Source organism: Kitasatospora sp. NPDC086791 (assembly GCF_040685975.1).
Taxonomy (GTDB): domain Bacteria; phylum Actinomycetota; class Actinomycetes; order Streptomycetales; family Streptomycetaceae; genus Kitasatospora.
In genome coordinates, this window is the sequence record NZ_JBFBOC010000032.1 from 1 (window position 1) to 14,778 (window position 14,778).

The window sequence follows — 14,778 nt, forward strand, 5'->3', positions numbered from 1 at the left end:
CTGCAGGGGGGACCCTGTGGGAGAGTAGGACGCCGCCGAACAATTCTTGAGAAGAACCCCCATCCGGATTCCGGATGGGGGTTCTTCGCGTTTCCCGGAAACCAGTCTCCTGGGCCGGTGTTGCTGCAGCCACCGGCAGGTAGTCCTAGGTCCACCTCGGTATTGGGGTGTCATGGCCAGTGTGGGGTGGCGGACGGTTCGTGAACACTGAGGGAGGACGATCGGTACCGGCATCAGGAGCTTCCCGTGACAACTGTGGGTCGTACGAGCGGCACGTCCGTAAGTGGTCAAACCCGGGCGGCGTTCGCGGCCGGGGGTGAGGGACTGGCGCGGCTCGTCGTGGTGGTGTTCGCCGCGGTGCCGGGGGCGGTGTTGCCAATGGTCGCCGCGATCCTGTCCGGCGCGGTGACGGCCCAGCTCCTGGCGGCCTACGACCTGCAGGTCTTCTTCGCCCTGCTGGTGGCGACGGCAGTCGGTCTCGTGGTCGCCGCCTCCGGCATCCGGCGCACCGCGAACCGTACGCGTGGGCAGCTGGAGCGGTGGTTCGGCATACGCCTGCCGGCGGTGTACGGGCCGCGGCCGGCACTGGAGTTGGACGACCGAGGGCACTGGTGGACGGGGTACTCGTACCACCGCTCCCGGACGGTGGCGAAGTACGCGCAGCTGGTCCACTGGGGACTGCGGGACCGGACCACCCGCGCCGAGTTGGCCTGGCTCGCGGTGAACCCGTTCCTGACGCTGGCCCTGGCGGGGCCGGTGGCCGGTCCGTTCGTGTTCGGTGTCGTGTACGCCGTGGCGGGGTCGGTGTCCGTATCCGGCGTCGGCCCGTTGGGCGGGCAGGCTGGGTCGCTCCTGCTGGGCCTGGCGTTCGGGGGCGCCGCGATCGTGGTCGGGGTGCTCGTGGCACCGTTCGCGGTGCGCGCGCACGCGGAGGTGGCCCGGCGGGTGCTGGACCAGGACGGCCGGGCGACGCACGCCCAGCTGACCAGGCGGGTGGCCCGGCTGACCGAGACGCGGGCGGACGCGGTGGGCAACCAGGCGGCCGAGCTGCGGCGGATCGAGCGGGACCTGCACGACGGCGCCCAGGCACGGCTGGTCGCGATCGGCATGACCCTGGGCACCATCGAGCACCTGATGGACACCGACCAGACGGCCGCGCGGGAGCTCCTCGCCGAGGCCCGGCAGTCCTCGGCCCGGGCCCTGCAGGAGTTGAGGGACCTGGTGCGCGGCATCCATCCGCCGGTGCTCGCCGAGCGCGGACTGGGCGACGCGGTCCGGGCCCTGGCGCTGGACAGCGCGCTGCCGACCGAGGTGCTCGTCAGCCTGCCGGACCGGCCGCCGGCCCCGGTGGAGGCCGCCGTGTACTTCAGCGTCTGCGAGCTGCTGGCCAACGCGGCCAAGCACTCGGGGGCGGACCAGGTGTGGGTGGACATCCTGTACCGGGCCGGCTCCCTGCGGGTCACGGTGACGGACGACGGCGTGGGCGTGGCCGATCCCGGGCGGGGGACCGGACTGCGCGGGATCGAGAAGCGATTGGGTACCTTCGACGGTGTCCTCGCCATCGACAGCACGTCGGGCGGTCCCACCACCATCACCTTGGAGTTGCCGTGCGAGTTGTCCTCGCCGAGGACCTCTACCTCCTCCGCGAAGGTCTGATCAGGCTGCTGGAGGCGCACGGTTTCACCGTCGTCGCGGCGGTGGAGACCGGGCCCGAGCTGTTGGAGGCGCTGCTGACCCACCGCCCGGACGTGGCGGTGGTCGACGTCCGGCTGCCCCCGACGCTCACCGACGAGGGGCTGCAGGCCGCGCTCACGGCGCGCCGGGAGATCCGGGGCCTGCCCGTCCTGGTGTTGTCGCAGCACGTCCAGCAGCTGTACGCGCGGGAGTTGCTGGCCGACGGCACCGGCGGGATCGGCTACCTGCTGAAGGACCGGGTGTTCAACGCGGGGCAGTTCATCGACGCGGTCCGCCGGGTGGCGGCGGGCGGAACGGCGATGGACCCGGACGTGATCGCCAAGCTGATGCAGACCACCTCGCGCCGGCCGGGTCCGTTGCTGCGGCTGTCCCCGCGCGAGCGCGAGGTGCTGGAGCTGATGGCCGAGGGCTGTTCCAACTCGGCGATCGCCGCCCGCCTTTCGGTGAGCGACGGCGCGGTGGCCAAGCACATCGCCAACATCTTCGCCAAGCTCGAACTCGCCCCGGCCGAGGACGCCAACCGCCGGGTGCTGGCCGTGCTGACCTACCTCAACGGCACGGAGGGGCAGAGCCGCTGACGGTCCGGCCGGTCCCGGGGGACGGGCCGCACCGCGCCGCAGCGGTCGCCGTGCCCCGGACCGTGACACCCCAGGCTGCGGAAACGCTTAAACAGGTGTACGAGTAAACTTCGGTGGGCCGAGTCCGGAGGTTGCTCAGCCGTCCGGCGGCCCGACCAGCGGGACCCGACAGTCGAGGCAGCGTACGGCCGCAGCCGACATCCAGGGGTTGATAGACGTAATGGCACGCCCAACGCTCACCAAGGCCCATCGGGGCCTGCTCGGCCTGGTCGCGGCCGGCGCCTGCATCATCTCGGGCATCGGTTTCGCGGGCTCGTACAACGCGGTGCGCGAGCTGGCCATGGAGAAAGGTTTCGGCGCCTTCTCCTACGCCTTCCCGATCGGCGTCGACGCGGGCATCGTGGTGCTCCTCGCGCTCGACCTGGTGCTGACCTGGCTGCGGATCCCCTTCCCGATGCTGCGGCAGACCGCCTGGCTGCTGACCGTCGCCACCATCGCCTTCAACGCGGCCGCCTCCTGGGGCGACCCGCTCGGCATGGGGATGCACGCCGTCATCCCGGTGCTCTTCGTCGTCGTGGTCGAGGCCTCCCGTCACGCGGTCGGCCGGATCGCGGCGATCACGGCGGACCGTCACATGGAATCGGTCCGGGTGATGCGCTGGCTGCTGTCCCCGGTGCCGACCTTCCGGCTCTGGCGGCGGATGAAGCTCTGGGAGCTCCGCTCCTACGACGAGGTCATCCGCCTGGAACAGAACCGACTCGTCTACCGGGCGCAGCTGCGTTTCCGCTACGGCCGCGGCTGGCGCCGCTCGGCGCCGATCCAGGCGCTGCTGCCGCTCAAGCTGGCCAAGTTCGGCGTACCGCTGGATCCGGGGCTGCTCGACCGGCTGGACGACGAGGCCCGGGAGCGAGAGGTCAGGGACCTCCCGGCGGGGCAGGAACCGCGGGTGCTCGAACCCCAGGAGGGTCGTACCGCCGCGATCGCCCCGGTGGCAGCCGCCCCGACGGCAGCCGCCCAGGCTGCCCCGGCACAGCAGGCGCCGCGGACCGTGCAGGCTCCGCAGCCGCAGCCGCAGCCGCAGCCGCAGCCGCAGCCGCAGTCCCAGCCGCAGACGGCGCAGGCCGCGGTTCCGGACCAGGCCGCCGCGGCCGCTGCCGCTCCCGGGGGCGTCGCGCCGATGCCCGCCGAGGTGGCCGCGCCCATGCTGGCGAAGCTGGCGGCCGTCCGGCTGCGCGCCGCACAGGAGCCGGAGCAGGCGGAGGACGCCGTCCCGCAGCCGCGGCGCGAGGAGCTGAACGTCTGGACCGAGCGTCCGGTCCGTACCACCGGCCATCCGTCCGATGCCGCCCCGGCCGGGCGGGTACCCGGCCAGGCCTCGCCCTGGTTCAAGCCCCCGCGCCCGGTCGAGGAGCCCGCCGCGGTCGCCGCGCCCGTCGCTCCGGCACCCCGGCCGCAGGCCCAGCGTCCGGCCGCCCCGCAGACTCAGCAGGCCCCGCAGCCGGGGCGGCCCGCCCCGTCCGCCCAGGCCGAGCAGCCGGTCCCGGCCGAGGAGCCCGTCCAAGCCGAGCAGCCCGACACCCGCCCGGTGTCCCCGCGCCTCGACCCGGACGTGGCCTACGAGGCCCTCGTCACCTACCTGGACAACCACGGCCACCAGCCCGACCCGCAGCGCCTCGCCGACTGGCTGACCAGGGAGTACGGCGTCACCGGCAAGGGCCCCGACGGCTCGGTCCACCCCAAGGAGGTCGCCGAGCTCTACCCGGAGCTGCGCGACCGCTACGCCGCCGCCGGGCGGGACTGACCGGAGCGGTTCGCCGTCCGGTGCCCGGGCGGCCGTTGACGCCCGACCCCACCGGAGCTACCTTCGCCTCAACAATGTGTTGAAGCGCTGGTTCGGCACGGAGGTGTGCGGATGCCGCAGGTCGAGGTCGGCGGAAACGGGCCGACGGACGGGGCTTTGTTCTCCGACGCCGCCCGGGCCGCCGTGGAGGCGCTGCTCGCCCCGGTCGACGCCGAGCTGGCGCGCCGCTACCCGGGTGACTCCGGGACCAGGCAGCCGGTGCACACCGTCTACGTCCCGGCCGACGCCTTCGACGCCGACACCGTGCGGGAGTGGGGTCGCCAGGCCCTGACGGCCTTCGACACCCACGCCGCCACCCCCGCCGAGCTGGCCCGCGCGCTCGGCGTCGCCGACGACCACCTGCTCGCCGACGTGCACGCCCGGGTCCGCGCCAAGTTGGAGCGCGAGCCGGTCGAGGACCTGCGGATCGACTTCGAGGACGGCTACGGTCCCCGCCCCGACGCGGAGGAGGACGCGGCCGCCGTCCGCGCCGCCGAACTGATCTCCGCCGCCGTGGCCGGGGGCGGCGCCCCGCCGTACGTCGGCATCCGGATCAAGTGCCTGGAGGCGGGCGTCCGCGCCCGCGGGATCCGCACCCTGGAGCTGTTCCTGGCCACGCTGCTGGCTGGCGGCGGCCTGCCGGAGGGGCTGGTCCTGACCCTGCCCAAGGTCAGCTACGCCGAGCAGGTCACCGCGCTGGTCCGGTTGCTGGAGGACTTCGAGCGCCGGGCCGGGCTGCCCGTCGGCCGGATCGGTTTCGAGATCCAGATCGAGACCACCCAGGCCGTTCTCGGCCCGGACGGCCGGGCCACCGTGGCCCGGATGATCGAGGCCGCCGGGGGCCGGGCCACCGGCCTGCACTACGGCACCTTCGACTACAGCGCCGCCTGCGGCGTCAGCGCGGCGCACCAGAGCCTGGACCACCCGGTCGCCGACCACGCGAAGGCGGTCATGCAGGTGGCCGCGGCCGGCACCGGGGTCCGGCTCTCCGACGGCTCCACCAACGTCGTCCCGACCGGCTCCACCGAGCAGGTGCACGCGGCCTGGAAGCTCCACCACGACCTGGTCCGCCGCTCGCTGGCCCGTGCCTACTACCAGGGCTGGGACATGCACCCGGCGCATCTGCCGACCCGCTACGTCGCGGTGTACTCCTTCTACCGCGAGGGCCTGGCGGCGGCCGCGGCCCGGTTGGCCGCGTACGTCGCCAAGGCGGGCGGCGACGTGCTGGACGAGCCGGCCACCGCCCGGGCGCTCAGCGGCTACCTGCTGCGCGGCCTGGACTGCGGAGCCGTCGACCTCGCCGAGGTCACCGCGCTGACCGGCCTGGACCACGGGCGGCTGGACGCCCTGGCCGGCCGCCGAACCCCCCGGGCCGCCGTCTGCCGGACCGACCGGCCGCCGAGCCCCACCGGCTCCCGGTCGCCGGTCTCCCGCCCGCGCGCCAACTAGGCTGGCGGTGCCCGCCCCGGCGCACACCCGGGGTGCGCGCTGCCAGCCGTCGCCGTTCCCGGGAGAACCACCGCGTCATGTCCGCCACGCCGGAGCCCAGCGCCAGGCCGTACCTCACCATCCGGCGGGCCGGCAGCCACGAGATCGAGATCAAGAAGTCCCGGTTCATCTGCCACCTCGCCCGGGTCGGCGACGAGGAGGAGGCGCAGGCCTTCATCGCCGGCATCCGCAAGCAGTACTGGGACGCCCGGCACAACTGCACCGCCTTCGTGGTCGGCGACGAGCAGCGCCGCGAGCGCTCCAGCGACGACGGCGAGCCCGGCGGTACGGCCGGGGTGCCGATGCTGGAGGTGCTGCGCCGGCGCGGTCTGACCGACACGGCGGCCGTGGTGACCAGGTACTTCGGCGGGATCAAGCTCGGCGCGGGCGGCCTGGTGCGGGCGTACGGGAACGCGGTGTCGGAGGCGCTGGACGGGATCGGCCTGCTGGAGCGGCGGCCGGTCGCGCTGCTCGCGGTGACGGTGGACCACGTCCGGGCCGGCCGGGTGGAGAACGACCTGCGGGCGGCCGGGTACACGGTGAGCGACCTGGCCTACGAGGCGGCCGGGGTGCGGATCGAGGTGGGCGTGCCGGAGCCGGAGACGGCGGCCTTCCACACCTGGCTGGCCGAGGCGACCGGGGGCACCGCGGTGGCCGTCCCGGCCGGTCGCACCTACGTCGAGGTACCGGTCTGAACCGGGTGGCGGCCGACGCTCCGGAGCGCGCTCCGGGGCGCGCGACGAGACGGACGGCGCCGCCCGGCGCGGTCGGCGGGGTGGGTTTCGGCCACACATCCGGCCACATCGCCACCGGCCGGTTTCGGTGGCCCGAGGGGCCTGTCTAGCCTGAACCGGCCGTCGGGCAGGAGCCGTCCGGCAGCCCCAGGACGCCTCCAGGAAGCGGTCGCGATGCCCGTCGTCCAGACCATCACCCTGCCCCCGGGCGCCGAGACCGGCTGGCACTACCACCCCGGCCGGGTCGACGTCGTGGTGCTCTCCGGGACGCTGACCCGGACCCTGCACGACGGCCGGGTCGAGGTCAGTCGCGCCGGTGACTCCCTGGTCGAAGAGGCGGGGCCGGTCCACGTCCACGTCGGCCGCAACCTCGGGACCGAACCCGTGGTGCTGATCGCCAGCTACGCCGCTCCGGCGGGCTGCCCGCTGGCCGTGCCGGTCGCGGAGCCCGCCTGGAGCCGCAGCCCGGCCGGGCCCGCCGGGGCCTGACCGGCGACGGAACGGGGCCCGACCGGGTCCGGAACGGCCGGACGGGGCCGCCGGACGAGTCCCCGTGCCCCTCGCAGCGGGCCGATTGTCGTAGCCCAGGCTCGCGCCACGCGGAAGACGGCTTGAACGGATTCACTCGAACGTAGGGTCATGGCCCGGAGTTGGAACTTCCGCTCCGGGCCGTGGCGTTTCCTGGGCAAGGATCCGGCGGAACCGGACGAAACCCATCGATGGAGGACACAGGACCCCACCCCGCACCACGGAGGTATGCGCATGGCCTCAGACCGTTGGACTTCAGACCGTTCGACCTCTCATCGCCCGACTTCGAACCGCTCCCGCTCGCACGCCGGTGCCGATCTGCCCGGTCCCCGCGGCCCCGCGACGCCCTACCGGATGACCGTCACCACGGCCCTCCCGCACGCCGAGGCGCTCGCCCTGGCTGACGAACAGCTCGCCTCCTGGCTGAAGCAGGAGGGCTGCGAGGAGCCCCCGCCGGCCCTCCGCACCCCCGCCGGTCAGCCACCGGTCACCGGGCGGCCCTCCACCGGGCCGGCCTCGGACGCCCCGCCTCCCGACGCACCGCCGCCGGCCGCGCCGGGCCTCGGCGAGCGCCTCCGCCTCGGCGAGCGCGTCCTGCTCGACCGCGACCACGGCCCGCTGCGCGGCGGCCCGGGCGCCGGCCGCTACGACCGCCGCCGCCTGCGGACCCCGGCCCCGCACGGCACCCAGCAGCTCACGCTCACCGTGGCCACCGGCGCCGGCGGCCCCACCTGGGTCCGGCTGGAGGCCGAGACGCACAACACCGGCAGCGGTGTGCGCACCCCCTGCCGGGTGCCGGTGCCCGAGCTGGCCCGTTCGCTCCTGCCGCTGCTCGACGCCACCGACGGCCCGGCCACCGTCCACTCCGCGCCCCGGGTGATCACGGCCGACGAGGTGGACGCCCTGATCGATGAGCTGTGCGACCCGGACCGCCGACTGCCCGTCGTGGTCGCCAGCGTCCCGGTGAACCTCCCGACCGACCGCTGGGTCGAGGACGTGGTCGGCCCGCTCTGCCACCAGCTGCCCGGCCTGGCCACCGCCTACGTGCTGGACCCCGGCGCGCGCACCGGCTTCAACGTCGCGCTGGAGTACCACACCGTCTACGGCGGGGCGGTGCGCACCTACCTGCCCGAGGTCGACCCGGCCTCCCGGCAGGACGGCGCGCGGCACCCGGTGCTCGCCCGGGGCCGAATAGAGGAGGACCTGCGCCGCGCCGCCGGGCTGCTCGCCCGCGAGCCGCGCCGGCTCGCCGCCGAGCAGCCGCTGCCGCCGCCGTTGGCGGCCGTCCCGGTGCTGCGCGTCCCGCCGTCGCGGCTCCGCCCGGCCGCCGGGCAGTCCGCCGACCGCAGCGCGGTGGACCAGGGCGCCGAGCAGACCGCTGCCCGGGCCGAACTGGCCGCGCTCGCCCACGAGGAGCAGCAGGACCGCGCGGAGCAGCAGGCCCGGGCCGACGAGCTGGAGCGCGTCCGGCACACCCTGCGCCTGGAGCGCCGCGACCACCGCGAGCGGGGCCAGGCCCGGGAGGGCCACGACACCCGGGAGGTCCGGGAGGGCCGGGAGGGCCGCCTCCGCGCCGGGGCCCGCGCGCTGGCCGGACGCCACTGCAGCACGTCCGGCAGCGGGCCGGCCCTCGGGCAGCACTCCGCCGGCCGGCCCGGGAGCTTCACCGAACTCCTGGCCAGACTGGGCGAGTTCCCGCTGCTGTCCTTCACCGGGGACCAGAAGGCGGCCCTCGCCCTGGACGAGCTCCAGCGCACCGGCGCCGGCTGGGCCCGGCTCGCCTGGGACGGCCTGACCGCCCTCCAGGAGTACGCCGAGGCAGCCGTGCGCGGAGCGGCCGGCGGGGACTTCAAGCAGTGGTGCGAGCACACCCCGGAGGGCTGCCACCGCTTCCCGCCCCGCAAGGCCGTGCGCGGGGAGTCCAGGACGGTGTTCAGCCACACCAAGTGGAAGCGCGAACGGATGCTGCCGGTGCCGGAATGCGTGGACGCCTCCCGGCGCGCCTTCATGGGCGCGCACCTGAGGATCGGCGGCGGCCGCACCGCGCCCCGGCTGCACTACCTGGACGACTGCTCGGGCAGTGGCCGGATCTACGTCGGCTACATCGGTCTGCACCTGACCAACACCCGGACCAACTGACCGGCTTGGCTGACCGCCGCGCCCGTTCGGTGGACAATGTCCGGCAGGGGGTGGGTCCGCAGGTTCGCCGACCGCCCCGGGCAGGCGCCGGACGAGCATGGGGGAACGACGACCGATGCAGCACTCAGCAGACGGCCGGTCCGACGGCAGCACCACCGTCCGGGTCCCCCAACCGGGCTTCCTGGCCTCGGTCTTCCGCGACCTCGGCGTCGACGGGGGCCCGGAGCCGGACGACGCCGTCACCGGCCGCGCCCCCACCGGGGCGGCCGGTGACGGTCCGTCCGTCCCGGGCCCCGCCGGCACCGCCGACCAGGGCGGCGTCGACCAGGGCGGTGCCGATCCCGGCCCGGCCGACCCGGAGGAGGCCGTCGCGGCGCACGCCCGGGCCGCCGCCCTGACCCACCACCGCACGGTCACCGTCCGGGCCGAGCACGACCGGCTGGCCGACCTGCTGCGTCGGGCCGCCCTGCCGGTCTCGGCCATGGACTTCGAGAGCCAGCTGCGCCACTACGAACCCCGCCCCTACCCGGCCGACGGCCCCGGCACCGCCGACGTGCCGGAGCCCCGCTGGGCGGACTTCGCCCCCGCCGAGCCGGCCACGGCCGACCCCGGGAGCGGTCCGTCCCGCCGGCTGCTCGACTCCGGCTACCAGCGCGAACTGGCCCAGGCCCGGCTGACCCACCAGCGCGCCCTGCGGGAGTGGCGCACCCGCCGCGCCGAGGCCGGCAGTCCGGCCGCCGACGAGTCCCGGCGCGCCCACGACGCGGCCGAGGAGGCCCGCGCCCGCGCCGTGCGCGAGTACAACGAGAGCCTGGAGGAGTGCCGACGGGCCTACCGGCTGTCCGAGCCGGCCGCCGTCGAATCGCTGCTGGAACGGGCGCTGGCCGCCGCCGAGACCGCGACCCAGGACCTGCTCGCCCCCTGCCGGGCGGTGTTCCGCCCGCTCACCCGCACCGCCGTGCTGGACCTCGACCTGCCGCCGCTCGACCTGGTGCCCTCGCTCACCGGCTACCGCCTCGCCCCGGACGGCGACATCGTCCCGGTGCCGCGCCCGCCGGCCGACCGGGCCACCGACTACCTGCGGCTGGTCGCCCGGCTCGCCCTGCGCGCCCTGCAGGCCGCCGACGCCGTCGACACCGACGAGATACTCGCCGGCGTCGTCCTCAACGGCTGGCTGCGCGAGCCCGGCACGGCCGAGCCGCTCTGCCTGGTCAGCGTGGACGCCGACCGCGACGCGCTGGCCCGCACCCGGCTGCTGCCGCCGGGGACCCCGTACGAGGAGCGCGACGACGAGGGCGTCTACGCCGACGCCGAGCGGGACGAGGCGCTCGTCCGGCTGCGCCAGCTCGGTGCCGCCGTCACCCCGGACCCGTACGACCGGGTCGGCGTCCGGCCGGCCGCCCAGGCCGGGGCCACCGTGCCGGCCGCGCCCGACCTGTCCGCCAACGAGTTCGCCGAGCTCGTGCGCGACCTGCTCACCCGGGGCGGGATCGCCGGCTGGAGCGTACGGCTGCGCGGCCCGTCCGGGCTGGTCGCCACCGGTGAGGGCGCCCCCGGCAGCGCGCTGCCCGGCCGCTGGGTGGTGTGGGCCTCCCGGGACCCCGAGCCGGTCGGCGCGGAGCAGGTCAGCACGCTGGCCGAGGCGGTCCGCGAGGAGTCCGCCGAGCGCGGCCTACGGCTGACCACCGGCCGTTTCACCGACGAGGCCCTGGACCTCACCGCCGAGGAGAGCCACCGCCACATCCACCTGATCGACGGTGACGGCGTCCGCGAACTCGCCCGCACCCACCTCGGCCTGCCGCTCGCCGTCGGCCGCTGACAGCCACTGACGACGGCCGACAGCCACTGACGACGGCCGACGGCGGCGGCCGGCGACCACCGGCGGCACCCATCCCGGCCCGCCGCTCCCCGCCTGACCCGCCCCACCTGCGGGATCACCCCGACGGCCCATCCGGCGGGCATCCCACCGGGCCCGGACCGAGGCTGGGGGACGGAACCCGGTCCCGCCCGGTACCCCGGTCGACAGAGGTCGAACGTCCGTCCGGTACGGTCGGCGGTCGGCCCGGCCACGGGCGGACCCCAGGGGGAGAGGAATGGGCAGAGCGCTCGGCAGACCACACGACGGAACCGGCCATCCGGCCGCACCTGCGGCGGAGGCGGCCCGATGACCGCCGTCCTGGTCGCCGCCGGGGCGTTCCTGATGACGCTGATCGGCGGTTTCGTCGCCCAGCGCACCGGCGACCGCCGCCACCTGGTGCTCGGCTTCGCGGCCGGACTGATGCTCGGCGTGGTCGCCTTCGACCTGCTGCCCGAGGCGATCCGCCAGGCGCCGGGCGAGGTGCACGGGGTGCCGCAGGCACTGCTGATGTTCGCGGTCGGCTTCCTCACCATCCACGTGGTCGAGCGCGCGGTCGCCATCCACCGCGGCCACGAGGGCGAGTACGCCGAACACACCCACGGCGGCCACCGCCACGGTCACGCCCACGGCGCCGGGCACCAGGGCGTCGGGCTGACCGCCGCACTGGCGCTGGTCGGGCACAGCGTGATGGACGGCTTCGCGATCGGCGCCGCCTTCCAGGCCGGCACCACGGTCGGCACCGTGGTGGCCATCGCGGTGGTCGCGCACGACTTCGCCGACGGCTTCAACACCTACACGATCACCCGGCTGTACGGGAACAACCGGCGGCGGGCGCTGACCCTGCTCGCGGCGGACGCGCTGGCCCCGGTGACCGGCGCCGCGATCACCCTGGCGTTCACCATCCCGGAGCACCTGCTCGGCCTCTACCTGGGCTTCTTCTCCGGCTTCCTGCTCTACCTGGCGACCTCCGACATCCTCCCCGAGGCCCACAGCCCGCACCCCTCGCGCAGCACCCTGCTGTGCACCCTCGCCGGGGTCGGCTTCATGTGGCTGGTGATCGGCTTCGCCACCTGAGGCCGCCTGGCCCGCTCAGCCCGTCAGGCGTCGTCGGGGAAGGCCGCGGTCGCAGTGGCGCTCGGGGTCACCCCGCCTCCGTGCGCTCCGGAGCCTGGAGGCGCCCCCAGTAGTCCCGCATCGAGGCCAGCGCCTCGGTGATGGCCGGCCGCCGGGAGGCCTGGGCGCGCCAGAGCGCGGACACCCGACGGCCCGGCTCCGGCGTCACCCGGCGGGCCGCGACCCCGGGCGGCAGCGGCCCCCGCCCGAGCCTCGGCACCAGGCCCATCCCGAGACCGGCCGCGACCAGCGCGATCTGGGTCTCGAACTCGCCGACCTGGTAGCGCACGTCCGGCTCCTCACCGGCCTCGCGCAGCGTGCGGACCAGCCAGTCGTGGCAGATGTTGCCCGGCGGCACGCTGATCCAGCGCTGCCCGCACAGCCGCTCCACCGGCACCGGGTCGAGCGCGGCCAACTCGTCGTCGGCGGGCAGCAGCAGGTCCACCGGGTCCGTCCCGAGGTCCAGCCGGGAGACGCCCTCCTGCACCGGCAGCGGCACGGTCGGCCAGTCCTGGACCAGCGCCAGGTCGACCTCGCCCCGGGCCACCAGATCGGCCGCCGGGTAGGGGTCGCGCTCCAGCAGCCGTACGTCCAGCTCCGGGCAGCGCCGGCGCAGGTCGGCCAGCACCCCGGGCATCAGCCCGCGCGCCCCGGAGGCGAACGCGGCCACCAGCAGCCGTCCGACCGCCCGGCCGCGCTGCTCCTCCAGTCGTACCTCGGCCTGCTCCACCAGCCCCAGCACGGTCTGCGCGGTGGCGGCCAGCTCGCGCGCCGCCTCGGTCAGCACGACGCCCCGGCCCTGCCGCTCCAGCAGCACCGTCCGGGTCTCCCGCTCCAGCTTGGCGATCTGCTGCGAGACCGCCGAGGGCGTGAAGCCGAGGGCGGCCGCCGCCCCGCCGACCGAGCCGTGCACCGCCACCGCGTGCAGCGCCCGTAGGCGCCCCAGATCCATCATGCAGCGATCCTAAAGTGTCCTGTTCAGTATTCATCGCTGGTGCTACACGGTCTCGCGCCACCATGCTCGACCCATGACCGCGACACCCGCCGCCGCGAGCGGCACGAGCAGCACCGGCGCCGGCAGCATCGGCGCCGGCAGTACCGGCGTCGGCAGTGCCGGCACGAGCAGCACCGGCACGGCCACGAGCAGGGGTACGGCCACGAGCAGCACGAGCATGAGCGCGCCCCACATCGCGCTGGCCGTCCTGGTGGCCGCCGTCTGGGGCCTCAACTTCGTCCTGATCCACGTCGGCCTCGACAACTTCCCGCCGCTGCTCTTCTGCGCCCTGCGGTTCGCCGTCGTCGCCGTGCCCGCGGTCTTCTTCGTCGGCCCGCCCAAGGTGGCCCGGCGCTGGGTGGTGGCGGTCGGCGTGGTCCTCGGGGTGGTCAAGTTCGGGCTGCTCTTCCTCGGCATGCACGCCGGGATGCCGGCCGGCCTCTCCTCCCTGGTGCTGCAGGGACAGGCCGGCTTCACCGCGCTGTTCGCCGCCGTGCTGCTGCGCGAACGCCCGGGCGGGCAGCGGCTGCTGGGCCTGGCGATCGCCTTCGCGGGCATCGCGCTGAGCGCGTACGACCAGGGCGTCGGCGGCCCGCTGGGCGCCTTCGCGCTGGTGGCCCTGGCCGCCGTCGCCTGGGGCCTGGCCAACGTGCTGACCCGCAGGGCCGCGCCGCCGGACGCGCTGCGCTGGATGGTCTGGGTCAGCGCCGTCCCGCCGCTGCCGCTGCTGGGCCTGTCCCTGCTGGTCGAGGGCCCGGCGGCGGACCTGCGCGCGCTGCGCGACATCACCCCCGCCGGGCTCGGCGCCATCGGCTACGTCGGGCTCGTCTCCACCCTGCTGGTCTTCGTCGCCTGGAGCTTCCTGCTGCGCAGCTACGACGCCACCGCCGTCGCGCCCTACTCGCTGCTGGTGCCGGTGTTCGGGATGTCCTCGTCCTGGCTGCTGCTCGGCGAGCGGGTCAGCCCGACGGCCGCCGCGGCCGCGCTGCTGGTGGTCGCCGGGATCGGGATCAGCGCGCTGCGTCCGGGGGCGCCGAGCGCCGTGGCGGCCCGGCTGCGAGGAACCGGGCCTCGGCCGAGCGCAGCACGCCCAGCAGCGCCTCCTCGTCCGCGGGGCTGACCTCGCCGAAGTACTCCTGCGCCACCTCGTCCCGGACCTGTCCGATCCGCTCCACCGCCGCGCGGCCGGCCTCGGTCAGCAGGATGCGCACGGCCCGCCGGTCGGCCGGGTCCGGGCTGCGCTCGACCAGGCCGGCCTCCTCCAGCGCGTCGACCACGGTGGTGGCCGAGCGCGGGGCGATGTGCAGCTTGTCGGCGAGGTCGCTCAGTCGCATCGCGCGGTCCGGCGTCTCGCAGCCCGGCACGTGGGCGAGCGTGCGCAGCGCCCGGGCCTGGCCGGGGGTGATGCCGTACGGCTCCAGCCGCAGGCCGGTCCGGCGGCGGATCCGCTTGATCGCCCTGGTCATCGCGTCCGCCAGTTCGGCGGCGCCCCCGGCGGTGGAGTCGGCGCTCTCGGGCGACTCGGGGTTCCCGAGGGTGTCCGCAGAGCCGCAGCCGGAGCCGGAACGGGAGTCGGAAGCGGGGCGGGGGTCGGAAGCGGGGCGGGGGTCGGAGGAGGGGTCCGCCGGGTCGTCGGTCGGCGTGGTGGTCATCGGCGGTCTCCTCGGCTGGTGTCCGGCCAAGCGTAGCGACCGCCCGGGGCGCTCCCGGTGGTCGGCCGAGGACGGTCGCGGAAATATGTTGAGCTTAGCTCAGCATCTGGGTTAGCGTAGGCCTGAGTGAGGGGACCCTAAGTTCCCTCCCCGATCCTG

General features: G+C 75.4%; 13 protein-coding genes. 10 read left to right on the forward strand and 3 right to left on the reverse strand.

Annotation, left to right across the window (positions count from 1 at the left end):
* Positions 1-378 precede the first annotated feature (378 nt).
* From AB0Q99_RS28660 to AB0Q99_RS28700, 9 genes are all read left to right on the forward strand, one after another.
* A complete protein-coding gene (locus AB0Q99_RS28660) occupies positions 379-1,656 on the forward strand; it encodes a histidine kinase (protein WP_363576464.1) in 1,278 nt (425 codons plus the stop codon).
* Positions 1,608-2,273 carry a response regulator transcription factor gene (locus AB0Q99_RS28665; RefSeq protein ID WP_363576465.1) on the forward strand — a complete coding sequence of 222 codons (666 nt, stop codon included), beginning with the start codon at positions 1,608-1,610 and terminating at the stop codon, positions 2,271-2,273. The genes AB0Q99_RS28660 and AB0Q99_RS28665 overlap by 49 nt, the downstream gene beginning before the upstream one ends.
* Positions 2,274-2,493: 220 nt before the next feature.
* Positions 2,494-4,074, forward strand: coding sequence for a DUF2637 domain-containing protein (locus tag AB0Q99_RS28670; RefSeq protein ID WP_363576466.1), 1,581 nt, complete (start codon positions 2,494-2,496; stop codon positions 4,072-4,074).
* Between the two features lie 111 nt (positions 4,075-4,185).
* Positions 4,186-5,562 (forward strand): aldolase, encoded by a 1,377-nt coding sequence (locus AB0Q99_RS28675; RefSeq protein ID WP_363576467.1) that lies wholly within the window; start codon positions 4,186-4,188, stop codon positions 5,560-5,562.
* A 77-nt stretch (positions 5,563-5,639) separates the two neighbouring features.
* Positions 5,640-6,296 carry a YigZ family protein gene (locus AB0Q99_RS28680; RefSeq protein WP_363576468.1) on the forward strand — a complete coding sequence of 219 codons (657 nt, stop codon included), beginning with the start codon at positions 5,640-5,642 and terminating at the stop codon, positions 6,294-6,296.
* A gap of 213 nt (positions 6,297-6,509) precedes the next feature.
* Positions 6,510-6,824 carry a cupin domain-containing protein gene (locus tag AB0Q99_RS28685; protein WP_363576469.1) on the forward strand — a complete coding sequence of 105 codons (315 nt, stop codon included), beginning with the start codon at positions 6,510-6,512 and terminating at the stop codon, positions 6,822-6,824.
* A 393-nt stretch (positions 6,825-7,217) separates the two neighbouring features.
* A complete protein-coding gene (locus AB0Q99_RS28690) occupies positions 7,218-9,002 on the forward strand; it encodes a hypothetical protein (RefSeq protein ID WP_363576470.1) in 1,785 nt (594 codons plus the stop codon).
* A 115-nt stretch (positions 9,003-9,117) separates the two neighbouring features.
* A complete protein-coding gene (locus AB0Q99_RS28695) occupies positions 9,118-10,821 on the forward strand; it encodes a restriction endonuclease (protein ID WP_363576471.1) in 1,704 nt (567 codons plus the stop codon).
* A 345-nt stretch (positions 10,822-11,166) separates the two neighbouring features.
* Positions 11,167-11,934, forward strand: coding sequence for a ZIP family metal transporter (locus AB0Q99_RS28700; protein WP_363576472.1), 768 nt, complete (start codon positions 11,167-11,169; stop codon positions 11,932-11,934).
* Positions 11,935-12,001: 67 nt separating this feature from the next.
* Here the strand turns inward: AB0Q99_RS28700 and AB0Q99_RS28705 are convergent, their stop codons facing one another.
* On the reverse strand, positions 12,002-12,928 hold the full coding sequence (locus AB0Q99_RS28705) for a LysR family transcriptional regulator (protein ID WP_363576473.1): 927 nt from the start codon (positions 12,926-12,928) through the stop codon (positions 12,002-12,004).
* A 42-nt stretch (positions 12,929-12,970) separates the two neighbouring features.
* Positions 12,971-13,147: a hypothetical protein gene (locus tag AB0Q99_RS28710; RefSeq protein ID WP_363576474.1), complete on the reverse strand. Its 177-nt coding sequence runs from the start codon at positions 13,145-13,147 to the stop codon at positions 12,971-12,973.
* Between AB0Q99_RS28710 and AB0Q99_RS28715 the strand changes: the two genes are divergently transcribed.
* A complete protein-coding gene (locus AB0Q99_RS28715) occupies positions 13,146-14,087 on the forward strand; it encodes an EamA family transporter (protein ID WP_363576475.1) in 942 nt (313 codons plus the stop codon). The two genes, AB0Q99_RS28710 and AB0Q99_RS28715, sit on opposite strands and share 2 nt — an antisense overlap.
* On the opposite strand, the gene AB0Q99_RS28720 is transcribed toward AB0Q99_RS28715, so the two are convergent.
* The gene (locus AB0Q99_RS28720) at positions 13,978-14,619 is read right to left on the reverse strand and encodes a MarR family transcriptional regulator (RefSeq protein WP_363576476.1); all 642 of its coding nucleotides are present in this window, start codon (positions 14,617-14,619) and stop codon (positions 13,978-13,980) included. The two genes, AB0Q99_RS28715 and AB0Q99_RS28720, sit on opposite strands and share 110 nt — an antisense overlap.
* Between the last annotated feature and the right edge of the window lie 159 nt (positions 14,620-14,778).